The following is a 23,187-nucleotide window of genomic DNA, read 5'->3' as shown; positions in this document are numbered from 1 at the left end:
TAAACATGGGTTCATTGCGACACTACGGCTTACTGTACGCGGCGACGCAGGTAGTTCAGCAGGTCGATCCGGGTGATCAGGCCAAGGAAATTGGCGCCGTCCATCACGATGGCCACCTGGCCACGGTCGAACACCGGCAGCAGGGCCTCGATCGGGGATTTCACGTCCAGGCGGTCCAGCTTGCTGACCATCGCGGTGGCCACCGGGTCGCGGAAACGGGCTTCATCGCCGTAGACATGCAGCAGCACGTCGCTTTCATCCACGATGCCGACCAGCTGGTCGCCGTCCATCACCGGCAGCTGCGACACGTCATACAGCTTCATGCGCTGGTAGGCGGTGGTCAGCAGGTCGTTCGGGCCGATCACGACAGTGTCGCGCTGGCCGTACGGGCGCAGGATCAGGTCGCGCAGGTCGCCCGACTGCGGGCGCTCCAAGAAGCCGTTGTCCAGCATCCAGTAGTCGTTGTACATCTTGGACAGGTACTTGTTGCCGGTGTCGCAGACCAGCACCAGCACCTTCTTCGGGGTGGTCTGCTCCTTGCAGTACTTCAGCGCCGCGGCCAGCAGGGTGCCGGTGGAGGACCCGCCGAGGATGCCTTCCTTGCCCAGCAGTTCACGGGCGGTGTGGAAGCTCTCGGCATCGCTGATCGCGTAGGCCTTGGAGACGCGGCTGAAATCGGCGATCGAGGGCAGGAAGTCTTCGCCGATGCCTTCCACCAGCCAGCTGCCCGACTTGTCGTTGAGCACGCCATCATTGATGTACTCGGCCAGGATCGAGCCGACCGGATCGGCCAGGACCAGCTCGGTCTTCGGCGAGAGGGTGGCGAAGGCGCGCGACAGGCCGGTCATGGTGCCCGAGCTGCCACAGCCGAACACGATCGCGTCCAGGTCGCCGTCCATCTGCGCCAGGATTTCCGGGCCGGTGCCGAATTCGTGCGCGGCCGGGTTGTCCGGGTTGCCGAACTGGTTGATGAAGTACGCGCCGGGGGTTTCCTCGGCCACGCGCTTGGCCATGTCCTGGTAGTACTCCGGGTGGCCCTTGGCCACGTCCGAACGGGTCAGGCGCACTTCGGCACCCATCGCCTTCAGGTTGAAGATCTTCTCGCGGCTCATCTTGTCCGGCACGACCAGGATCAGCTTGTAGCCCTTCTGCTGGGCGACCAGCGCCAGGCCCAGGCCGGTGTTGCCGGCGGTGCCCTCGACCAGGGTCGCGCCCGGCTTGAGGTCGCCACGCTTCTCGGCGGCTTCGATCATCGACAGGCCGATGCGGTCCTTGATCGATCCTCCGGGATTGGCACTCTCGAGCTTCAGGTAAAGCTCGCAGACCCCCGTATCCAGGCGCTGGGCCTTGACGATCGGGGTCTGGCCAATGAGTTCGAGTACGGAGGAGTGGATTGCCATCGGTTCACATCGATTCGCGCCGCAATGCGGCCGGACCGGTGATTATCCGACGGTTGGCGGCGAAAGTCAGGTTGCCGCGTTCATCAGCCTTGCGGCCGGTTTGCCGCTGCGGGAACGGACCCGGAGCGGCGCGGACGGCACCGGTCGACGAGGAGACCGGAACCGCCCGCGACGTAGGGTGGCAAGAGGGGGTCAGTGCACGGGGGAGGCGTACATCCGTTCCAGTTTCTGCTTGGCCAGCAGCTTTTCACGCTTCATCTGTCCCAGGGTGAGGCTGTCTATCGGGAGCACACCCAGCTCGGCATCCATGCACTTCTTGTTCAACTTCTGGTGCCGTTCGTAAAGCGCCTTGAATTCGGGATCCTGCTTGCGCCGTGCGTCGATATCGCTCTGGGGCTGACCTTCAAACATGATGAACCTCCTATCGCTTCTGCAGAAACAAGAACGCCCCGGCCTGACGGCACGGGGCGCTGCTTGGGGCGGAGTGCCGGGCAACCGTGACCTGCGAACCCGCGGCGGCGTCCAGTGCGTACTGGACCTGCGACTGCTGTGGTTCGTGGCGCTGGTGCATTGCCGGCCCTCCAATCGTCCAGGCCGCGGAAGGCGACCCGGACAACTGACCCTACGCTTGCTTCGGAACCGGTTCAACCCTTTCAAACGATATCGTCGACCGCGCCTAGGCGGGGTTCAGGCTGAACGCGCAGAACAACGGAAATTAAACAAAAACAACCAGTTGCGTCATGACCCGCGGTCATGACGCAACACCGGCCCGGCATCAGGGCGCGATGATGACTTCCGCCGAACGGGCCTTGGTCGCCGCGGCCTTCTTGCCGCTGACCTGCAGCCGGCTGGCACTGACACCGGCGGCCACGAGTGCATCGCGCAGCGCCTCGGCACGCTGCTGGCCGACGCCGGCGGCCGCGTCATAGGCTTCGATCCGGACCCGGCCCTTCTTGCCGATGTTCAGGTACTCGGCCAGCGCCTTGGCCTGGCCCTTGGCCCCGCCGGACAGGCTGCCCTTGCCGGCGGCAAAGGCGTCGCCGCTGAAGGTGAACACTTCCCCGCGGGATTCGAACTTCGAGCCCGGCAGCTTGCTGCCCGACACCAGCTCGGCTTCTTCACGGGCCAGCTTGGCGGCATTCTGCTGGGCCGCACTCAGGCGCGCGGTCTGCTTGCCGGCCACGCTGGTCAGCGCGGTTTCGGCGTCCTGGCGGGCCAACGCTTCCTGCTCGGCCGCCTGGCGCAGGCGCTCGCTTTCCTCGGCCTGGATCTGAGCCTGCACGCGCAGGCGCTCGGCTTCCTGGCGCGCCCGCTGGGCATCGCGGCGGCTGGCTTCGATCAACAGCTCGCTGCGGGTGCGCTCGAGCTGGTCGACCTCACGCTGGGCCAACGCGGCACGGACGCTGGTCTCGGCGATCTCGACCCGGCGCTCGGCCAGGTAACGGGCCTGGTCCAGATCCCGGCGCTTGGCCTTGGCCAGATCCGCCACGGCCTGCTGGGCCTGCAGGCGCTCGAAGGCGGCCAGCTGGGCGGCATCCGGGTTGGCCTGGATCGCCATCAGGCGCTGGGTGAGCTGGGCCACCGCCGGGTCATCGGCGGCCTGGGCCATCAGCGGCAGGCTGAGGCTGGCGGCCAGCAGCAGGCAGGGCATGCGCATCTTGGTGGAGAGCATCAGCGGTCTTCCCCGGTGGCGAGCTGGCGCTGCAGCTGGGTGACTTCATTGCGGCGCAGCTGCAGCTGGGCCGTAGCGGTGGCTTCCTCGCTGCGGGCGCGGGCCAGGTCGGCGTCGACCGTGGCGCGAACGGCCAGCATCGGCGCGTTCTTGCGCTCGCGGCGGTCACCGGCGGCGCGCTGGGCCTGCTCCAGGCCCTGCCGGGCCACGGCGATCAGGTCCGGGGCGTACTGGTCGGCATCGGCCTGGGTGGCCTTGTCGACCGCCTGCCGGGCCTGCATCAGTTCCAGCGCGCCATCCTGCGCCTGTACGGCACCAGAGAGCGCGAATGCGCACACCGTCACATACAGGGCCCGTCGTATTTGTGCGAAGCTAGGTTTCATTGGGGGTGCCGTCGCCAGAGTTGTGTGCGCGGCCATTGTCGGAAGCCTGCGGCGCGCTTGCAATGGCAAGCCGCTGATTGTTGGGGAAACATTTCGCATGGATATCGGCTATTTCCTGAAGCTGATGACCGAAAAGAACGCGTCGGACATGTTCTTGACGACCGGAGCACCGGTATACATCAAGATCGAGGGGAAACTCTATCCGCTGGGCAACACCGGGTTGCCGCCCGGGATGGTCAAGAAGATCGCCTACTCGCTGATGGATGAGGGCCAGGCCCCGCAGTTCGAGCGCGAGCTCGAGCTCAACATGGCCATTGCCCTGCCCGACGCCGGGCGCTTCCGCGTCAACGTGTTCAAGCAGCGCGGCGAGGTCGGCATGGTGATCCGCGCGATCCGCAGCAAGATCCCCAGCATCGAAGAACTCAACCTGCCCCAGGTCCTGAAGGACGTCATCATGACCCCGCGCGGGCTGGTGCTGGTGGTCGGCTCGACCGGCTCGGGAAAGTCGACCTCGCTGGCCTCGATGATCGACCACCGCAACAGCACCACGACCGGGCACATCCTCACCATCGAGGACCCGATCGAGTACCTGCACAAACACAAGATGTCGATCGTGAACCAGCGCGAGGTCGGGCTGGACACGCACACCTTCCACGACGCGTTGAAGAACGCGATGCGTGAAGCGCCCGACGTGATCCTGATCGGCGAGATCCTGGATGCGGAAACCATGGAGGCGGCCATCGCGTTCGCTGAAACCGGGCACCTGTGCCTGGCCACCCTGCACTCCAACAACGCCGACCAGACCATCGAGCGCATCCTCAACTTCTTCCCCGAGAGCGCACACCGCAACGTGCTGATGAACCTCTCCCTGAACCTGCGCGCGGTCGTCTCCCAGCGCCTGGTCAAGGGCAAGGACGGGCGCCGCCTGCCGGCCACCGAAGTGCTCATCAACACGCCGATGATCCGCGACCTGCTGCGCCGCGGCCAGGTGCACGAGATCAAGGCGGCGATGGAGGCCTCGCTGGAAGAAGGCATGGAGAGCTTCGACCAGTGCCTGTTCCGGATGGCCAAGAACGGCATCATCGAGCAGGAGGAGGCGCTGCGCGCGGCCGACTCGCGCGATGGCCTGGCGTTGAAATTCCGGCTGTCCGAAGGCGGCAGCGAACACGATCCGTACGCGGATTACTCGGCTGCCTCCGCCCCGGCGATCACGCACGGGTTCTAGCAGTCCCCCACCGTTGGTGGGGGCAATTGACACGGCGCATCGACCAACGGTCGATGCCTACCCGTCTCCCCGCGTCGATCTGTCGATGCCCACCGTCATCCTGCGTCGATCTGATGCTCGGGCCTGGCTGCATCGAATGCCGGCAGGGCCAGGCACGCGGCTTCGATACGCTGCAACGTCGGGTACGGCGCCAGATCCAGCCCGAACCGGTGCGCGTTGTACAGCTGCGGCACCAGGCAGGCATCGGCCAGGCCGGGCTGGTCGCCATGACAGAACGTACCCGTCCTGGCATCGCCGGCCAACAGCGTTTCCATCGCCGCGAACCCCTCCGCCATCCAGTGCAGCGTCCACTGGGTGCGTGCCTCGGCGCCGGCCTGCAGCGTGCGCTCCAGATACTGCATCACCCGCAGGTTGTTGAGCGGGTGGATGTCGCAGGCCACCAGCTGCGCCAGCGCACGCACCCGTGCCCTGCCCTCCGCATCGGCGGGCAGCAACGGCGGGGCCGGGAACACCTCGTCCAGATACTCCAGGATCGCCATCGACTGCTGCAGCACGCGCTCGCCATGGCGCAGGGTCGGTACCAGCTCCTGCGGGTTGAGCGCGGCATAGGCCGCGCCGTGCTGTTCGCCGCCCTCGCGGACCAGGTGCACCGGGGTGATCCGGTGCGGCAGGCCCTTGAGATTCAGCCCGATGCGCACGCGGTAGGCTGCGCTGGAGCGCCAGTAACTGAACAGCTCGATCGGTTCCATGGCGGTCTCCCGGCCAGTGCTCAGGGCTTGGCCGCCTGCTCGATGCGCTGTTCGATCGCACCGAAGATGCTCTCGCCGGCCGCATCGAACATCTCGATCCGCACCACATCGCCGAAGGACATGAACGGCGTGCTCGGCTTGCCATCGCGCAGGGTTTCCACGGTGCGCTGTTCGGCGAAGCAGGACGCACCCTTGCTGGTGTCCTCGTTGGCGATGGTGCCCGAGCCGACGATTGCACCGGCGCCCAGCGGACGGGTCTTGGCGGCGTGCGCGACCAGCTGGGCGAAGTTGAACTGCATGTCCACGCCGGCTTCCGGCGCGCCGAACCATTCCCCATTGATATGGGTGAGCAGCGGCAGGTGGACCTTGCTGTCCTGCCAGGCGTCACCCAGCTCATCGGGGGTGACGAACACCGGTGACAGCGCCGAGCGCGGCTTGGACTGCAGGAAGCCGAAGCCCTTGGCCAGTTCGCCCGGGATCAGGTTGCGCAGCGAGACATCATTGACCAGGCCGATCAGCTGGATATGGCCGGCAGCCTGCTCCGGCGTCACCGCCATCGGCACGTCGTCGGTGATCACCACCAGCTCGGCTTCCAGATCGATGCCGTATTCCTCGCTGACCACCTTGACCGCGTCGCGCGGGCCGTAAAAACCGGCACTGGTGGCCTGGTACATCAGCGGGTCGGTGTAGAAGCTCTCCGGCACTTCGGCGCCACGGGCGCGGCGCACGCGGGCCACGTGCGGCAGGTAGGCGCTGCCATCGACGAATTCATAGGCACGCGGCAGCGGCGCAGCCAGCGCCTGCAGGTCGATGTCGAACACGCCGTCGGCGTCGCCATCGTTCAGCGATTCGTACAGGGCATTCAGGCGCGGGGCCAGGTGGCTCCAGTCTTCCAGGGCCTGCTGCAGGGTCGCGGCGATGCCGGTGGCGCGCACGCCCTGGCGCAGGTCGCGCGAGACCACGATCAGGGTGCCGTCGCGGCCGCCTTCCTTCAAAGAACCAAGCTTCATGGGTGGGTATCCGGGATCGCGAAAATAGGTTTCAAGTGTAATCAAATGGTTGGCGGACCGACCAGCTGCACCGCCGCATCGCCTTACCGTAATGCATTGCCTACGCGCAGGAGCAGCCACGCATGGCGTGGCGCTATCGTTCCGCCCCCTCCTCCCAAGCTGAACAGGGAGGTTTGGTATGGGTCTCAAACATCCGTTAGACTATCCGGGTCTGCAGCGGCCGTCCGTTTCCCTTCGGGATCGCCGGCGATATGGATCAACGATCCGTCGCCCGCCCCCACTCCGACGCCATTCGTCATGCATTCCAGTCTTCGCACCGCGTCGACTGCACCCAATTCTCGCAGCGCGGTTCACGGGAACGCTCCGAGTCAGCCGATCACATTGATCTGCCTCGCGTCCGGCCATTCGGCCTGGCGTTACTTTGTCTTTGGAGCTTCCACCCGATGTCTTTTGAATCCTTGGGCCTTGCCCCGTTCCTGCTGCGCGCGTTGACCGAGCAGGGCTACGATACCCCCACGCCGATCCAGGAGCAGGCCATCCCGCTCGCCCTGGAAGGTCGCGACCTGCTGGCCGGCGCACAGACCGGTACCGGCAAGACCGCCGCCTTCGGCCTGCCGCTGCTGCAGCACCTGGGTACCAACCCGCAGGCCGTCAATGGCCCGCGCAAGCCGCGTGCACTGGTGCTCGCCCCCACCCGCGAACTGGCCACCCAGGTACATGACAGCCTGCGCGGCTACAGTAAGTATCTGCGCATCCCGAGCGCCTGCATCTACGGCGGCGTCGGCATGGGCAACCAGTTCGACGTGCTGCGCCGTGGCGTGGACCTGCTGGTCGCCTGCCCGGGCCGCCTGATCGATCACATCGAGCGTCGCAGCGTCGACCTGTCCGGCATCGAGATCCTGGTCCTGGACGAAGCCGACCGCATGCTCGACATGGGCTTCCTGCCGTCGATCAAGAAGATCCTCGCCAAGCTGCCGCGCCAGAACCGCCAGACCCTGCTGTTCTCGGCCACCTTCGAAGAGAGCATCAAGCAGTTGGCCCTGGAGTTCATGCGCGATCCGGCGCAGATCCAGGTGACCCCGAAGAACACCGTCGCCGAGACCATCACCCACCGCGTGCATCCGGTCGATGGCGCGCGCAAGCGCGAACTGCTGCTGCACCTGCTGGCGCAGGACAGCCGTGAGCAGACCCTGGTGTTCGGCCGTACCAAGCATGGCTGCGACAAGCTGGCGATGTTCCTGGACAAGTCCGGCATCAAGACCGCGGCGATCCATGGCAACAAGAGCCAGGGCCAGCGCCTGCGTGCCCTGGGTGACTTCAAGGCCGGCCGCGTGACCGTGCTGGTGGCCACCGACATCGCCGCGCGCGGTATCGACATCAACGAGCTGCCGAAGGTCATCAACTACGACCTGCCGATGGTGGCCGAGGATTACGTGCACCGCATCGGCCGTACCGGCCGTAACGGTTCGACCGGCCAGGCGATTTCGCTGGTGGCCCAGGACGAAGCCAAGCTGCTGCGCCAGATCGTGCGCCTGCTCGACAAGGACATGGACATCCGCGACGTGCCGGGCTTCGAGCCGCAGACCCCGATCCGCTGGGGCAACAGTGCGCCGGGCAAGGCCGAAGTGCCGGGTGGCGATCGTTCGCCGCGCAAGCATGCGCGTCGTCCGCACAGCGAGGCCCCGCGCCACGCCCATGCCGGCCCGAAGAAGGCCGGTGGCGGCCAGCGTGATGGCGCCGGTCGCGGTGCACCGCGCGGTGGCCAGCCGCAGGGCCAGCGCCGTGGCGGTGCCGGTCGCAGCCAGGGTGGCGGCGGCGGTCGCGCCAGCTGATTCCTCCGGGCATCGCTGAAACGCAAAAAGGGCGACGCATCTGCGTCGCCCTTTTTTGTGTGTCTCGGGAGCCGGCCAGCGGCCGGCACTACCGGCCCGGTCGTTGGCGCCTGTCCGGCAGTGGCTCGGCGCCCCGACTCAGAAACTGTAGGCCACCGTGATCCGCGCATTGCGGCCGGGCTCGCTGTAGCGGCCGATGCCCTCATCGTTGACGTAGCCGTACAGCGTGTTGGTGCCCTTGTTGATGTTGCGCACGCGCTGCCAGAGGTAGTACTCCTCATTGGTCAGGTTGTAGATACCGGCGCTGAGCTTCCACTGCGGGGTGACGTTCCAGGTGCCGTACAGATCCAGCACGGTGTAGCCATCGGCCTTGTCGACGAAGGCGGGCGTGATGACCTTGCCGGTGGCGTCGGTGGTGTAGGCGTCCTTCGCTTTCTTGGCCACGGCGTGGGTCACGCTGGCGGTGAGGTTCCACACCGGCGACGGCGCGTAGCGCACGCCCAGTACCGCACTGGCCGGCACGATGCTCTCCAGCGGGTCGCCGTTGCGCTTCTCGCCTTCGCTGTAGGAGGCCGCCAGGCGCGAGGACCAGGCGTCGCTGATCTGCCAGCGCCCTTCCAGCTCCACGCCCTTCACCGTCACTTCGCCCGCGTTGGTCGGCATCGTGTAGTTGCGCGAATACAGCACCGGGCCGGTGGCGGTGGTGCGGAAGCCGCCGGGTACCGACTGGACCAGGTTGGTGTACTCGATGAAGTTCTCGTAGCGGTCGCGGAACACCGACAGGCCCAGCTGCGCGCGATCGGTGCTCCAGCGGTAGCCGAACTCCAGATTCAGGCTCTTCTCCGCCTCCAGGTCCGGGTTGGAGACGGTGTCGTTGAGCAGCAGCGGCTGGCCGTTCTGCGCGTTGATGACCTGGGTGGCGCTGGTCGGCGAATACATGTCCGCCACGGTCGGGGCGCGGAAGCCACGACCCACCTGCGCCCACAGCGCGTGATCGGGCAGGAAGCGGTACTCGGCGCCCAGCTGCCAGCTCGGCGAAGCGAAGCTCACATCGCGCACGGTGCCGGTGCGGTCCACGAAGGTGGCATCCACCTGCGGTGAGTAGTCGTAACGGTCGTAGCGCGCACCGGCGCTGAGCGTCAGCCGTTCGTCCAGCAGCTGCACGCTGTCGCGCAGGTACAGGTTCCAGGCAGTCACGTCGGTCTTGGGCACCTGCCGCGGGTCGATCTCCACCGAGGCGACCGCGCCGGCCGCATTCCAGCGCGTATCAACCGCGGTGAAATCGATGTCGCGCTGCTGCCAGGCCAGGCCGTAGACCACGTCATGGCGCGCGCCGGCAGTGGCGAAGACCTTGCTGAAGTCGGCCGCGGCGCGGTCCAGGGTCTGCTTGGTCGAGCGGTTCTCGCTGCGCAGGCATGGCGTGGTGCCGCCGGGGCAACCGCTGCCGGCCACGATGGTGGTGATGCCACGGCTGTCGGTGACCTGGCGGTCCAGCTGTGCATCCAGCGTATCGAACAGCGCGTTGTCAGCGCGCCACTGGTAGTTCACCCCGTAGCGGTCACGGTCGTTGGTGTCATGACCTTTGCGCGACAGGTAACCCGGCGCGTAGACGCGCGAGAGGTTGTCCACGTCGTTGGTGGCGCGGCCACGCTCGTAGAGGAAGCCCAGCGTGTTGGCCTCGTCGAGCTGCAGGTCGAGCTTGCCCAGCAGGTTGTCGCGGGTGCTGTCCACCGGATCCGGCGTGCGGCGACCGACCCCGATGCGGTCGTTGGTGGTGTCATACCACGACTCGGATTCATGGCCTTCGCGGCGCGTGTAGACCAGCATCGATTCGACGATGCCGGTACGGTTGGCAAAGGTCAGCGTGCCCATGGTTTCGTCATTGGCACCGGAGTACCCCGCCTTGAAGCCCAGGTGGGTGTCGTTGCCGGTGCGCGTGAGGTAGTCGGCCGGGTCCTTGGTGGTGAACACCACCGCCCCCCCAGCGCACCGCTGCCGGCGCTGATCGAGTCGGCGCCCTTGATCACGGCCAGGCTTTTGAGGGTATCGATGTCCACATCGCCGCGGCCACCGCGGAAGAACTCGTAGGAACGCGCGGTTTCCACCGATTCGCCCAGGCTCAGGCCATCGACGGTGATCGCGACGCGGTCGCTTTCCAGGCCGCGGATATTGAAGCCGTTGTCGCCGAAGCGGCCCATGTCCACGATGCTGACACCGGGGATGTAGCGGATCGCTTCTTCCATCGTGTTGGCCATCTCGTTGTCGAGATCAGCCGCGGTGAGGACGGTGACGTTCTGGTTGGTCGAACGGGTTTTCTTGGCGCGCTCGGCCTGCACGCGCACGGTATCGAGCGTGCTGGCATCGGCAGCGGTTTCAGCATGCACGGTGACGGACAGGCTGGCGCCAACCGCCAGCGCCAGCAGGGTGAGGGACGACTTCATGATCAAGCTCCGCAGGAGGGGAAGGTAATGGCGTGAGGCCGCGGTGGCGGCGGGCCGTTCCTGGCTGCGGCGATCGGTGGATCGAGCGGGGCTGGGGGGCAAGGGCGCGCAGGGGGCGCGCGCCGGGTTCATCCGTGGGTGCAGCGCACGTCCAGGCCGCTAGCGGCTGCCGTTGGCCGAGTGCGCGCCGGCGACCGGCTCGGGATCGCGTGCATCGACGACGCCCTCGCCATTGCTGTCGGCGCGGTCGAACATGCGCTTGCCCGAGAGCTGGTACTCGGCAAAGGTCATGCGGCCATCGGTGTCCTTGTCCAGCGAGGCGAAGCGCACGCGGGCCTGGCGCGCGGCATCGGCACGCACACGCTGGCGCTGTTGCTCCAGGCGGCCGCTGAACTCGGCGGTGTATTCGGCCAGCGACAGCGTACCGTTGCCGTCGGCATCGGTGGCGGCGAAGCCCGCGGCACGCACTGCGTCGAACTCTTCGCGATCCACCGCGCCATCCTGGTTGCGGTCGTACAGCTCCAGCATGCCGTTGGCGGTGTGCGAGGTCGGCATCTTCAGCGGATCGCGCGAAGACGCCGCAGCCGTCTCCTGCGAGGCGTTCTGCGACGTCTCGTAGCCGGCCCAGGTGCGTTCGCCGGCGGCATCGTACTCGGCGCGGCTGATCGCCCCGTTTCCGTCGCGATCCAGTGCCTTGAAACGGGTGTCGGTCTGGCGCAGGTGGCCGGCGCGCGCGTCGGCCAGGCGCACATCGAAGCGCTGCAGGTACTCATCGACGTATTCCTGTTCGTCGACGTGGCCGTCCTGGTTGCGGTCGGTGTCGGTGTAACGCTGCTTGCGGAAGGCCTCGAACTGGGCCCAGCTGACGCTGTCGGTGCCTTCGGTGGCGAACTGCGCCAGGAAGGCAGCCGCGGTCGGGGACACAGGGGTGGCCTTGGTGGCCGGTTGTGCATGGGCGGCCGGCGCCAGCACCAGTGCCAGCAGGGCCGCGGTGAGCGGGACGATCTTCATGGTGGTTCCCCTGGAGAAAGGACGGTTACGGTTCGACAACGTGGACGCGCAGCGATCAGGCGGGCGGCTTCTCGCGGAAACAGCCGGGCGATCCCGGCGGGCGCCATCCTATTCTTATTGCGAATGATTCGCAATACGGAATTTTCACATGGGGTGTGATGGGTGTCCCGCAACCGAAAACAGCCGACGTTGGTCGGCTGTGTCGGACACATAGCGGGGGAGGCCGGCGTGTCACCCTGGGTGTGGTCGGGAGCCGGCCAGCGGCCGGCACTACCGCTGCCGAAGGCGTCAGCCGCGCGGCTTGGTCGGGTTGAGCTGGTTGCCGAAGAAGATCGCGTTCAACAGCAGGCGCTCGGTGCCGTGCCAGTACTTGCGGTGCGCCGGGTCATCGGCGAACAGCACCACGTTGCCCTGCCCCTGCGGCGAGACCAGCAGCCAGGCCGCACCAGCGACGCGGCTGCGGTTGCGCTCGGACAGATACCCATTGACCTTGGGCGCTTCGTCGATGCGTACCACCGTGGAGAACGGGTTGCGGCTGGGCTGGAAGCTCAGGCCGTTTTCCTTGTTCACCGCCAGCTGCCGGCGCGGCACGCCGAAGCCCAGCGGATGCGTGGTGTCCACGTCGGCGCTGAGGATGTTGCCGCTCACGCGTTCGATCGCGGCGATGTCGCGCTGATCGCCAAAGGCGCGTCGTGCCGCCTCCGGTTCCTTCTCCTCCGGCCCCAGCACTTCGTCGCTGAGCTTCTGCTCAATCGCCCAGCGCGCGGCGGTGCCATAGGTGATCAACGTGCCGCCAGCATTGATCCAGCGCTTGAGCGCGGCCACGGCGGTGGCATCGACGCCACCGTAGGTGCCCCCGGCCAGGACAATGGTGGTGTAGCGATCCAGAGCGACCTTGCCGAGCTGGGCCGGATCGATCTTGCTGGCCGGCAGTTGCAGATGCTGATCAAGCAGGAACCAGGCCGAGCCGATCTCGGTGGCACTCACGCCCTCGCCCATCACCAGCGCGACCGCCGGCTTGCGCAGTGCCTTGACACTGTCGCTGCCCAGATCGATACCCCCACGGCTCTGCCCACTGGACAGCGCCTGGATATGCACGCCACTGCTGCGTGCCGCGGCGTCGACCGCCGCGAGCAGTTCTGCACCGGCCAGCGGCTGGCCCGCCACCGGCACCACCACGCTGCCGTAGCCGAACGACTGCTCGCCCTGCGCGGTGGCCGCCGTGAACGGCTGGAAGGCCGCGCGGGTCAGCAGGCCCTTGGCCTGCAGCGCGTACAGCGCGCGGCTGGCGTTGTAATCGCGCCAGTCAAACACGTAGGCATAGCCCGCCTGGCCACCGACCACGCCACCGTTCGCGTCCGGCACGCTGGCCACGTGCTCGCCACCGGCAATCCGGCTGCGGCTGGCGGCGAATGCGACGCCGTAGGCTGGTGCGATCGCATAGGAGGTGCTGCCGTAGAACACATCGCCCTTGATCGGCGGGGTGTCGGCGAAGATCGAATGGACGAGGCGGAACTGCGGCTGCGCGGCCTGAACCACGTAGGCGCTGCCCGGCTCGAAGCGTTGGCCGTCCACCGTCACCGGGGCGCTCAATGCCTGCACGGTGATCTGGTGCTGCAGCAGCAGATCCAGCAGGCGCCGGGTCAGGCCCGGATCGGCCGCGTCGCCGAACACGAACGACTTCACCGGCTGCTGGCTGGCCTGCTTCAGGGCCGACTGGAAGAAATCCTTCTGCAGCTTCAGCAGCCCGTCGCGCTCGGTGACCGCGCCGCGCACGGTGCCCAGGCCAGTGGCCACCTGGTTGCGGATGGTGAAGCCGAAGGTCAGCAGGCCGTTGACCGATTCCTGCACGCGGCCGCGCGAGCTGGCCTGCTCCACGGTCACCCCCACCGCACCGTGGAAGTCCGGGTAGGTCGAGCCATAGACCGGCGAGAAGTTATCGAAGTTCTCCCCGGTGTAGTACAGCGAGCCCAGCGCATCCAGCGACTGTGCGTGGTACTTGGCCAGGGTCTTGTTGAACGCATACGACGACGCCGGGATGAGCGGGCTGTGCATGCTGGCCGGCGACGGTTCGAAGTAGTAGGTGCTGTCCTTGCCCATCTCGTGGAAATCGATCTGGACGTTGGGATACCACTGGTGGAAGTAGGCGATCTTCGGCCGCGTGTCCTGCTGGGTCAGCGCCAGCCAGTCGCGGTTGAGGTCGGTGAAGTAGTGATTGGTGCGGCCCTGCGGGAACGGTTCGACATGTTCCTTGTCGGCCGGATCGGCCGAGGCCGGCGAGGACGCATACGCGTTGTGCCAGCTCGCCGCGCGGTCGCGCCCGTCCGGGTTCTGCGCCGGATCGAACAGCACCACCGCCTGCTGCAGCCACTGCGCGGTTTCCGCACTGCGGTTGGCGACCAGGTAGTAGGCGGTCAGCATCGCTGCTTCACCGCTGGAGGTTTCATTGCCGTGCACGCTGTAGCCCAGCCACACCACCACCGGGCTGCTGCCGGCGGCCGAGAGCGGCTGCGCCGGATCGGCCAGGGTGACGTGCTGGCGCCGCAGCGCCTCCAGGTTCTGCAGGTTCTGTGCCGAGGTCACCGTGGCGATCAGCAGCGGGCGGCCCTCGTAACTGCGGCCGATCTCTTCGACCTTGATCTTGTCGGAGTGTTTGGCCAGTTCGTTGAAGTAGGCCACCAGCTGGTCGTGCCGCGTGTAGCGGCTGCCGATCTCATAGCCGAGGAACTGCTGCGGGGTGGGAATGGACGGATCGAACTCGCCGCCCTGCGGGAAGAAGTACGCGCTCTGCGCGAACGCTGGCGCGGCCAGCAACCACAACGCGCCCATCAGCCAGGTGATGGGACGTGACACGACACGATGCAAAGACACAGCAGTTCCCCATGAAGCGGGCCGGCATCTCCGCCGGCCCCGTTGGATGCGCACGCTCCGGTGCAGCCAGGTGCCGGGCCGGCGCGAAGGCGACCGGCCCGCAGGTTCAGAAGCGGTAGTCGAAGCCGACCGTGAAGTAGCGGCCACGCAGGTCGTACTGACTGAAGTCGTACGGCGCGCGGATGCCCGGGAACGAGGCGTCGTACGGCGGTTCCTCATCGGCCAGGTTCTGGATCTTCGCGTACAGGGTCAGCTTGTCGATGCCGGTGTAGCCCACGTACAGGTCGAACTGGTTGTAGGCATCCACGCGGTCCTGCACGGCGGTGGCCGCGGCGCTGGCCTTCTGGTCGTAGCCGCTGGTGTAGTACCAGGTCAGCGCGGTGCGGAAATCGCCATAGCTCCAATCGAAGGTGGTGGTTGCCTTGTTCTTGGGCAGGGTGGCGCCGAGGTTGCTGCCGGCGTAATCCACCAGCGGGCCACCGACCACGGTGGGGCGGCTGTAGTCGCGCACGTGGGTGAAGGCGGTGCTCAGGCCGAAGTTGCCGGCACGCTCGGTCGGGAAGCGCTGGCGCAGTTCGACATCGAAGCCGGATGTCTTCAGCTCGCTCAGGTTCTGATAGCGGTTGTAGACCGCCAGCAGCTTGCCACGCTCATCGCGCAGCACCGCACCGGGCACGTCATCGGTGACCAGGGTCTGGGTGTTGTTGGTGCCTACCAGGTTCTCCAGCTCGATACGGTAGTAGTCCACGCTCAGGCTGGTGTTGGACCACGGCGAGAGCACGATGCCGGCGTTGAAGCTCTTGGTGCGCTCGGGCTTGAGGTCGTTGTTGCCCACGGTGAAGAAGGTCGGGTTCTGCCGCGAGCCCGGCACGTCCGGATCGCGCGGATCGATCACGCTGCCGTAGGCGATGCTGGTGCTGTTGGAATTCTCCGACAGCGACGGCGCACGGAAGCCCTTGGAGGCGGCCGCGCGCACCAGCAGGATGTCCCACGGCTGCCAGCGCAGGCTCAGCTTGGGCGAGAAGGCATCGCCAAAATCGCTGTAATGATCGGCGCGCGCAGCGGCCTGCAGCTCCAGGCGCTCGGCCAGCGGCACGTTCACTTCGGCATAGGCCGCGGTCACCTTGCGCTCACCGTGCACTTCGGCGATCGCCGGGCGGATCTGCAGGCCCGCATCGATCTGCCAGGGGTTGTTGGAATCGAGTTTTTCGCGGCGCCACTCGGCACCGGCGGCAAAGCCGATCTCGCCGGCCCAGGTGTGCCCGATCGCACCGGAGATCTTGGCATCCACGCCCTGCAGCACCGACTCGGCCGGGCGCAGCGTGCTGATGTTGATCGCGTTGAGCACGTCCTGCGGGGTGGCCGCGGGATTGAGCAGGTTGTAGCTGCCGGTGGCCAGCGCATCGGCCAGCGCATAGCGATTGGCGAAGCCGCCGGAGACGGTCTCGCGCTCACTGCTGCGCGCACCGAATGCACCCACTTCCCAGTCCCAGTTCTGCAGGCTGCCGCGCAGCCCGACCAGGCCGCGGTAAGCCTGCGAGCGGTTGGTCTTGATGGTCGCACCGAGGTTGAAGAAGGTGTACTCGATCGGCACGGCGCGGCCGTAGGGGTTGTAAGGGCTGCTCGCCGGCAGATTGGAGGAGACCGGCTCGGCCAGCCCGGTATCGGCGTTGAGCGCGAAGCGACCGCTTTCCAGGGTGAAGAACGGGCTGCTGCCGAACCAGGAGACGCCCTTGATGTCGCTGTAGAGCACTTCACCGAAGGCTTCGACGTTGTCGTTCACCCGGAAGGTGCCGTTGACATAGGCCTGGTAACGCTTGGTCGAGGGGATCAGCGTGGTGTACGGCGCCTGGTTGAAGCCGCAGGTGTTGCCGGCCAGGCCATCGATCGGCGCGCTGGCGACCAGGGTGGTGCCCTCCGGGCAGTTGCCGTTGGAATCGAGCATCGGCACCGAGGTGCCGTTGACCAGATACCGCGCGCCCTTGGCCGACCAGCCGTTCCAGCGGCCGCCGGGCTTGTCGGTGTAGATGCCCGACTTGGTCAGGTCGCGCTGGTCCTGGTCCAGGCGCTCGCGGTTGTAGCCTTCCAGGCTGACCAGGATGTTGTAGCCATCCGTGTCCAGATCACCGATACCGCCGATGAACTTCAGGTTCTGCTCGTCCAGCCCGCCCTGGTCGGCGGTGCCGAGGCTGCCACCGAGTTCGGCGCCTTCGAAATTCTGCCGGGTGATGATGTTGACCACGCCGGCCACCGCATCGGAGCCATACACGGCCGACGCGCCGTCCTTGAGCACTTCGATGCGCTCCACGGCGACCAGCGGCAGCGCGTTGAGGTTGACGAAGGTGTCCGACAGGCCGCCGGCCGGGAAGCCGTAGTTGGCCAGGCGACGGCCGTTGAGCAGCACCAGCGTGTTCTTCTGCGACAGGCCGCGCAGGCCGATGCCGGCCGAACCGGAGGCCCAGCCGTTGTTGGTGGTTTCGTTGTTGGCGTTGCCGGTGTTGGCCGAGATCGAGCGCAGCAGGTCGGCGACGGTGGCCTTGCCGGTCTCCTCCAGCTGCTGGCGCTCGATCACCTGCACCGGGTTGGCCGACTCGGTATCGGTGCGCTTGATGTTGGACCCGGTGACCCGTACGGCGGCGAGGGTCTTGCTGTCGCCGGCGGCGGCGGCATCGGGGGCGGCGTCGGCGAACGCGGTCAAAGGCGTGGCCAGAGCGACGGACAACGCCGCTACAAGAAGAGTGGGCTTGGGCATGAACTTCAGTGGGGTGGTGGACGACAAGTTCCGCAGTAGTCCATGTCTGGCTGAACCACGGCCAATAACATCTCTTCATACGGATATAAGAGAAACTAACATCTCTTCATCCGGATGGAAATGTTTTCGTTAGCAACAATTAACGGCCTGGCGCTGCCGCACCCCCGGCCCACCGCTACAATGCGGCCATGGAAATCTTCAAAGTCTTTACCCTCGAGGCCGCTCACCACCTCCCCAATGTGCCGCCGGGCCACAAGTGCGCGCGCCTGCACGGCCACTCGTTCCGGGTGGAACTGAAAGTGGAGGGCGAGCCAGGTGAGCAGACCGGCTGGATCATGGATTTCGGCGACGTCAAAGCCGCCTTCCAGCCGATCTATGACCGCCTGGACCACCACTACCTCAATGACATCCCCGGTCTGGAGAACCCGACCAGCGAGCGGCTGGCGGTCTGGATCTGGAACGAACTCAAGCCGGCCCTGCCCGAGCTGAGCGAAGTCACCGTGCACGAAACCTGCACGTCCGGCTGCCGCTATCGCGGTTGATTGGCGGCGCGCGGGTGCACAGCGCGGTAGAGCCGACCGTTGGTCGGCTGTCCGCCGGTCATCGCGGCCCCCGACCCATGCAACCCATTGATCGGAAAGCGGTTCAGGTGAAACCGGACCACAACTGGCAACGAAATGTTGCAATGCAATATTTTCGGCGTATGCTGCATTGCATCAACGTTCTCGAGCCGTCCTGACCATGGCGTCCGCGTTCACCGATTCCTTCAGCGACTACACCCGCCAGCTGGCCGCCACGGCCACGCGCGCCAACCGGCTCGCGCTGGAAAATGCCGAAAGCATGTTCGGGGTGCAGTTGAAGACGCTGGAGAAGAACATCACCGCCACCAGCGGGTTCTTCGGTGAAGTCGTGCAGTCACAGGACTCCGGCACGCTGCAGTCGCTGCTGCCCAAGGGCGCGCAACTGGCACGTGACAACCTCGCCCGTTGGACCAGCGCTAGCCAGGAAGTGGCCGGCCTGGGGTTGAAGGCCTCCGAAGCCTTCAGCGAACTCGCCCGGCAGCCGTTCGCGGCCGCCACGCCCAGCGCGGGCAAGACCCGCGGCTGAGCCGGACAACATCGAATTTGCGTGGGTCCCTCCCCCCACGCAATCCCAGACCCGACAGAACCCTCCCTCTGTCGGGTCTTTTTTTGGGCGCTGTTACCGCGCCGCCGGCAACGAGAACACGAACAACGCCCCTTCCGGGCTCTCCAGCAGGCGGATCTCACGCCCGTGCAGCTGCACGATGCGATGCACGATCAGCAGGCCCAGACCACCGCTGTCCGGCCGCTGGCTGCTCAACGCCGGCATCGCGGTAAACAGGGTGGCGCGGCGTTCGGCGGCAATGCCCGGGCCGGTATCGGCCACGCTGACCTGCACCTGGCCATCGGCCGCGCGCAGGGTGACCGTGATGCGCCCGCCTTCCGGCGTATGGCGGATCGCGTTGTCGAGCAGGTTGGTCAGCACCCGCTCGATCAATGCCAGGTCCGCGATCACCGGCGGGATACCCGGCGGAATGTCGGCGCTGAGAGTCTGCCGGCGCGACTCGGCCGCCAGCTCGAATTTCTGGAACACATCCTGGATCAGATCCGGCAGCGAGAACGCCTGGCGGTCCAGTACGACACCGCCGTGTTCGAGCCGGGCCAGCTCGAACAACGCCTGGGCCAGGCGCCCGACCTTGTGGCTCTGCGACAGCGCGATCGAGAGATAGCGCTGGCGCTCGTCGGCGCCCAGCGTGGCGTCTTTGAGGGCCAGCGTTTCCAGATACCCGTGCAGCGAGGACAGCGGCGTGCGCAGGTCGTGGGAGATATTGGCCACCAGCTCGCGCCGCTGCAGGTCCTGTTGGCGCAACTGTTGCCATTGCTCGCCCAGGCGCTGGGCCATGTGACCAAAGCTGTGCTGCAGGATGGCCAGTTCATCGCGCTCGCCGCTGCGCAGCGGCGCCGGCGGCGGGGCGGCATCGGGGGTGGCGGCATCGACATCGAAGGACTGGATGCGCCGGGTCAGCTGGCGCAGCGGGCGGGTGACCCAACGGAACGCGACCAGGCCGGCCAGCAGGCCCACCACCGCGACGATCGCCAACGACCACAGCGTGGTGCGCAGCGTACTGTTGGCGGCGATGTTGGCCGCCAGTGCTTCGCGCTGTTCACCGACCAGCACCACGTAGATGTAGCCGGCCTGATGCCCCTGCACCCACAGCGGCGCCGCGTTGAACACCTTGCGGCCAGTGGCGCTGCGCGGGTCATCGCCGAGGATCGGCAGCGGCTCGTCGCGCAGCAGCGCCTTTACCGGTGCCAGATCGACCCGGCTGCGCTTGAGATGACCGTCCGGAGCATCGTGGCCGAGGATGCGGCCCTGGTCGTCGAGCAGGTATACCTCCACGCTCGGGTTGACCGCCATCAGCTTGCCGAACAGCGCGCGCACTTCGCCGTTGCGCATGCCGCGGCCATCCATCAACTCACCACTGCGCGCGATGTGTTCGGCCAGCCCGCGCGAGAGGCGCTGTACGGTTTCCTGCTCATGCACCGTGGTGCTGCGCATCTGGATCCACACCAGCGCGCCACAGCACAACAGCAGCAGCGCGAAGAACACCGCGGACAGGCGCTGCGACAACGTGAGCCGGATCATGCGCCGCCCCCTTCGTTGCCATCGACCAGTTTGTAGCCGCGCCCCCAGACCGTCTGGATGCGCTGCGGATTGGCCGCATCGCGCTCGATCTTGTTGCGCAGCCGGTTGATGTGGGTGTTGACGGTGTGTTCGTAGCCGTCGTGCTGGTAGCCCCAGACCTGGTTGAGCAGGTCCATGCGCGAATACACCTGGCCTGGGTGACGGGCGAAGAAGTAGAGCAGGTCGAATTCGCGCGGGGTCAGTTCCAGTGGCCTGCCCTCCACCTGCGCCGTGCGTGCGACCGGGTCGATGCGCAGCCCGGCCACCTCGGTTTCACCGGCATCAATGCGCGCGTTCTGCGCCATCGCTTCCACGCGGCGCAGCAGTGCTTTCACGCGGGCGACCAGTTCCAGCATCGAGAACGGTTTGGCCAGGTAGTCATCCGCGCCCAGCTCCAGCCCCAGGATGCGGTGCACTTCGCTGGCGCGCGCACTGGTGATGATGATCGGGGTGTAGCGCGTCATCGCGCGGGCGCGCTTGCAGATCTCCAGGCCGTCCACGCCGGGCAGCATCAGGTCCAGTACCAGCGCGCTCCAGGGCTGGCCTTCGAGCAGGGCCAACCCCTCGTCGCCGGTGGCGGCATGGGTGACCTCATAGCCCTCGTCGCGCAGGTGCATGCGCAGCAGGTTGGCGATGTGGACATCGTCTTCGACGATCAGGACACGCTTGGCGCTGCTCATCGGCTCGGGGGGCGGCAGGAGGGCATGAGGCATTGTCGGCGGATCGCGACCGGAATGTGTCACGGAAAATTTAACCCTGCGTGAGGATTCGTTGACCGGGCCGGGCGCAGCATGGCCGCATCGTTCCCGTACCCGGAGATCGGCCATGCGCTACACACGTCGCAATGTGCTTGGAATGGGTGGCATGGCGGCCGCCGCCGGTCTGTTCGGCCTGACCGCCTGCAGCGGGCCCGCCCCGGCGGCCCCTGCCGCGCCTGCGCGCCAGTTCGAGGTCATGCGCAGCGATGCGCAGTGGCGCGAGCAGCTCACCCCGGGCCAGTACAGCGTGCTGCGCCGGCAGGGCACCGAGCGGCCGTTCAGCAGCCCGCTCAACAAGGAACACCGGCGCGGCACCTTCACCTGTGCGGGGTGCGCGCTGCCGCTGTTCTCCTCCTCCACCAAGTTCGACAGCGGCACCGGCTGGCCCAGCTTCTGGGCGCCGCTGCACGATGCCGTCGGCGAAGACCGCGACACCACGCTGGGCATGGTCCGGGTCGAGGCGCACTGCCGGCGTTGCGGTGGCCACCTCGGCCACGTCTTCGATGACGGCCCGCGCCCGACCGGACTGCGCTATTGCATGAACGGCGTGGCCATGAATTTCGTCGCGGCCTGAGTGCCGCACTCCCCTGCGTCATAGAAGGACCTCTCCATGCTTCTGCTCGTGCTGGCCTACCTCGGTGGCGTGCTCACCATCCTCAGCCCCTGCATCCTGCCGGTGCTGCCGTTCGTGTTCGCACGGTCCGACCGCCCTTTCCTGCGCAGTGGGCTGCCGCTGCTGATCGGCATGGCGCTGATGTTCGCCGTGGTCGCCAGCCTGGCGGCGGTGAGCAGCCAGTGGGTGGCGCAGGCCAACCAGATCGGACGCTGGATCGCGCTGGTGGTGATGGCGGTGTTTGCGCTGGCGCTGCTGTGGCCGGCGCTGGCCGACCGCCTGCTGTCGCCGTTCCAGCGGCTGGGCGCGCGGCTGAGCGCCTCGGCCGATGCGGCCAGTGATGCCGGACGCGGGGGCGTTGGCACCTCGCTGCTGATCGGCATCGCCACCGGCCTGCTGTGGGCGCCGTGCGCGGGCCCGATCCTCGGCCTGATCCTCACCGGCGCGGCGCTGCAGGGGGCCAGTGTCGGCACCAGCGGGCTGCTGCTCGCCTATGCACTGGGCGCGGCCACCTCGCTGGCCCTGGCGATCTGGATCGGCGGGCGTGTGTTCGCCGCGCTCAAGCGTCGCCTCGGGGTGGGGGAGTGGGTACGCCGCGGGCTGGGCATCGCCGCATTGCTGGCGGTGGTCGCCATCGCGATGGGCTGGGACACCGGCGTGCTGACCCGGCTCTCCACGGTCAGCACCGCCAAGCTGGAACAGGGCCTGCTCGACGTGCTGCCAGCACAGGAGCCGGTCGCCGGCGCGGCGATGATGCGTGCCGCTGCGAGCACGCCCGGGCAGCCGCTGCCGGTGGAAGGCACCCTGCCCCCGCTGGCCGGCGCCACCGGCTGGCTCAACAGCCCGCCGTTGGATGCGCAGGCGCTGCGCGGCAAGGTGGTGCTGGTCGACTTCTGGACCTACTCCTGCATCAACTGCCTGCGTGCCATGCCCTACGTGCGCGAGTGGGCCGAGCGCTACCGCGACCACGGGCTGGTGGTGATCGGCGTGCATGCGCCGGAGTTTGCCTTCGAGCGCAATCTGGCCAACGTGCAGCGCGCGGTGAAGGATCTGAAGGTCACCTACCCGGTGGCGATCGACAACGACTTCGCCATCTGGCGCGGCTTCAACAACAAGTACTGGCCGGCCCACTACTTCATCGACGCGCAGGGCCGGATCCGTGCGCATCACTTCGGTGAGGGCAACTACGCACAGTCCGAGCAGATCATCCGCCAGCTGCTGCGCGAGGCCGGCAACACGCTGCCCGGTGACGATGCACCGGTGGCGATGACGCTGGATGGCGTGGCGCGCCAGGCCGACATGGGCAACCTCAAATCGCCGGAGACCTACCTCGGCCATGCGCGTGCCGAGAACTTCGCCTCGCCCGGCGGCCAGCGCCAGGATCAACCCGCCGACTACGCCGTGCCTGCGACGCTGCAGCACAACCAGTGGGCCCTGGCCGGGCGCTGGACCGTGGGCAACGAAGATGCCCGGCAGGAAACGGGCGGCGGCCGCATCGCCTTCCGCTTCCATGCGCGCGACCTGCACCTCGTGCTGGCCCCGGGCGAAGACGGCAAGCCCGTGCGGTTCCGCGTGCGCATCGATGGGCACGCGCCGGGCCCTGCGGCCGGTGGCGATGTTTCCGCCGACGGCGACGGCGTCGTGGATGAAAACCGCCTGTATCAGCTGATCCGCCAGTCCGGCGACGTGCAGGAGCGCACCTTCGAGATCGAGTTCCTCGATCCAGGCGTGCGCGCCTACGCCTTTACGTTTGGTTGAGGAGCC

The 23,187-nt window shown here is 67.0% G+C and carries 19 protein-coding genes; 6 read left to right on the top strand and 13 right to left on the bottom strand.

Translation table 11 applies throughout. From position 1 onward, the window contains the following. Positions 1–29 precede the first annotated feature (29 nt). The 4 genes from BIZ42_RS11875 to BIZ42_RS11860 all read right to left on the bottom strand — a co-directional run bounded on the left by BIZ42_RS11875 (position 30) and on the right by BIZ42_RS11860 (position 3,455). The gene (locus BIZ42_RS11875) at positions 30–1,400 is read right to left on the bottom strand and encodes a pyridoxal-phosphate dependent enzyme (RefSeq protein WP_070426559.1); all 1,371 of its coding nucleotides are present in this window, start codon (positions 1,398–1,400) and stop codon (positions 30–32) included. A gap of 192 nt (positions 1,401–1,592) precedes the next feature. After that, positions 1,593–1,811, bottom strand: a complete 219-nt coding sequence (locus BIZ42_RS11870) for a YdcH family protein (protein ID WP_019182593.1) — start codon at positions 1,809–1,811, stop codon at positions 1,593–1,595. Between the two features lie 364 nt (positions 1,812–2,175). After that, a complete protein-coding gene (locus tag BIZ42_RS11865; protein WP_237393598.1) occupies positions 2,176–3,009 on the bottom strand; it encodes a hypothetical protein in 834 nt (277 codons plus the stop codon). Between the two features lie 62 nt (positions 3,010–3,071). Further along, positions 3,072–3,455: a DUF4398 domain-containing protein gene (locus BIZ42_RS11860; RefSeq protein WP_070426558.1), complete on the bottom strand. Its 384-nt coding sequence runs from the start codon at positions 3,453–3,455 to the stop codon at positions 3,072–3,074. A 97-nt stretch (positions 3,456–3,552) separates the two neighbouring features. On the opposite strand from BIZ42_RS11860, the gene BIZ42_RS11855 reads away from it, so the two are divergent. Next, entirely contained in the window at positions 3,553–4,680 is a 1,128-nt protein-coding gene (locus tag BIZ42_RS11855) for a PilT/PilU family type 4a pilus ATPase (RefSeq protein ID WP_046273783.1), read from the top strand. Positions 4,681–4,775: 95 nt separating this feature from the next. On the opposite strand, the gene maiA is transcribed toward BIZ42_RS11855, so the two are convergent. Then, positions 4,776–5,429 (bottom strand): maleylacetoacetate isomerase, encoded by a 654-nt coding sequence (gene maiA / locus BIZ42_RS11850; protein WP_070426557.1) that lies wholly within the window; start codon positions 5,427–5,429, stop codon positions 4,776–4,778. A gap of 20 nt (positions 5,430–5,449) precedes the next feature. After that, a complete protein-coding gene (locus BIZ42_RS11845) occupies positions 5,450–6,439 on the bottom strand; it encodes a fumarylacetoacetate hydrolase family protein (RefSeq protein WP_046273781.1) in 990 nt (329 codons plus the stop codon). Between the two features lie 443 nt (positions 6,440–6,882). Between BIZ42_RS11845 and BIZ42_RS11840 the strand changes: the two genes are divergently transcribed. Then, positions 6,883–8,271, top strand: coding sequence for a DEAD/DEAH box helicase (locus tag BIZ42_RS11840; RefSeq protein ID WP_070426556.1), 1,389 nt, complete (start codon positions 6,883–6,885; stop codon positions 8,269–8,271). Between the two features lie 138 nt (positions 8,272–8,409). On the opposite strand, the gene BIZ42_RS11835 is transcribed toward BIZ42_RS11840, so the two are convergent. The 5 genes from BIZ42_RS11835 to BIZ42_RS11820 all read right to left on the bottom strand — a co-directional run bounded on the left by BIZ42_RS11835 (position 8,410) and on the right by BIZ42_RS11820 (position 17,346). Continuing rightward, positions 8,410–10,242: a TonB-dependent receptor gene (locus BIZ42_RS11835; RefSeq protein ID WP_237393501.1), complete on the bottom strand. Its 1,833-nt coding sequence runs from the start codon at positions 10,240–10,242 to the stop codon at positions 8,410–8,412. Beyond that, positions 10,131–10,712, bottom strand: coding sequence for a TonB-dependent receptor plug domain-containing protein (locus BIZ42_RS19885; protein WP_237393500.1), 582 nt, complete (start codon positions 10,710–10,712; stop codon positions 10,131–10,133). Before BIZ42_RS19885 ends, BIZ42_RS11835 begins: the two co-directional genes overlap by 112 nt. Before the next feature lie 159 nt (positions 10,713–10,871). After that, on the bottom strand, positions 10,872–11,723 hold the full coding sequence (locus tag BIZ42_RS11830) for a hypothetical protein (protein ID WP_070426555.1): 852 nt from the start codon (positions 11,721–11,723) through the stop codon (positions 10,872–10,874). A 288-nt stretch (positions 11,724–12,011) separates the two neighbouring features. Further along, positions 12,012–14,552, bottom strand: coding sequence for a M14 family zinc carboxypeptidase (locus tag BIZ42_RS11825; RefSeq protein WP_070427524.1), 2,541 nt, complete (start codon positions 14,550–14,552; stop codon positions 12,012–12,014). A gap of 148 nt (positions 14,553–14,700) precedes the next feature. Next, positions 14,701–17,346, bottom strand: coding sequence for a TonB-dependent receptor (locus BIZ42_RS11820; RefSeq protein WP_070426554.1), 2,646 nt, complete (start codon positions 17,344–17,346; stop codon positions 14,701–14,703). A gap of 188 nt (positions 17,347–17,534) precedes the next feature. Between BIZ42_RS11820 and queD the strand changes: the two genes are divergently transcribed. Together queD and BIZ42_RS11810 are read left to right on the top strand one after the other, a co-directional pair. Beyond that, the gene (queD, locus tag BIZ42_RS11815) at positions 17,535–17,888 is read left to right on the top strand and encodes a 6-carboxytetrahydropterin synthase QueD (RefSeq protein WP_046273820.1); all 354 of its coding nucleotides are present in this window, start codon (positions 17,535–17,537) and stop codon (positions 17,886–17,888) included. Positions 17,889–18,087: 199 nt separating this feature from the next. Further along, a complete protein-coding gene (locus BIZ42_RS11810) occupies positions 18,088–18,453 on the top strand; it encodes a phasin family protein (RefSeq protein WP_070426553.1) in 366 nt (121 codons plus the stop codon). A 93-nt stretch (positions 18,454–18,546) separates the two neighbouring features. Here the strand turns inward: BIZ42_RS11810 and BIZ42_RS11805 are convergent, their stop codons facing one another. Continuing rightward, a complete protein-coding gene (locus BIZ42_RS11805; protein WP_070426552.1) occupies positions 18,547–20,013 on the bottom strand; it encodes a HAMP domain-containing sensor histidine kinase in 1,467 nt (488 codons plus the stop codon). After that, entirely contained in the window at positions 20,010–20,732 is a 723-nt protein-coding gene (locus BIZ42_RS11800; protein ID WP_070426551.1) for a response regulator transcription factor, read from the bottom strand. The genes BIZ42_RS11805 and BIZ42_RS11800 overlap by 4 nt, the downstream gene beginning before the upstream one ends. A gap of 145 nt (positions 20,733–20,877) precedes the next feature. Here BIZ42_RS11800 and msrB point away from each other — a divergent pair, with 145 nt between their 5' ends. Both msrB and BIZ42_RS11790 read left to right on the top strand, forming a co-directional pair. After that, on the top strand, positions 20,878–21,384 hold the full coding sequence (msrB, locus tag BIZ42_RS11795; RefSeq protein WP_070426550.1) for a peptide-methionine (R)-S-oxide reductase MsrB: 507 nt from the start codon (positions 20,878–20,880) through the stop codon (positions 21,382–21,384). Positions 21,385–21,420: 36 nt separating this feature from the next. Next, positions 21,421–23,181, top strand: coding sequence for a cytochrome c biogenesis protein DipZ (locus tag BIZ42_RS11790; RefSeq protein ID WP_070426549.1), 1,761 nt, complete (start codon positions 21,421–21,423; stop codon positions 23,179–23,181). The last annotated feature ends 6 nt before the right edge of the window (positions 23,182–23,187 follow it).

Source organism: Stenotrophomonas sp. LM091 (assembly GCF_001806305.1).
GTDB lineage: Bacteria > Pseudomonadota > Gammaproteobacteria > Xanthomonadales > Xanthomonadaceae > Stenotrophomonas > Stenotrophomonas bentonitica_A.
The sequence above is the reverse complement of the archived record's forward strand: the minus strand, read 5'-3'. Positions and strand labels throughout refer to the sequence as shown.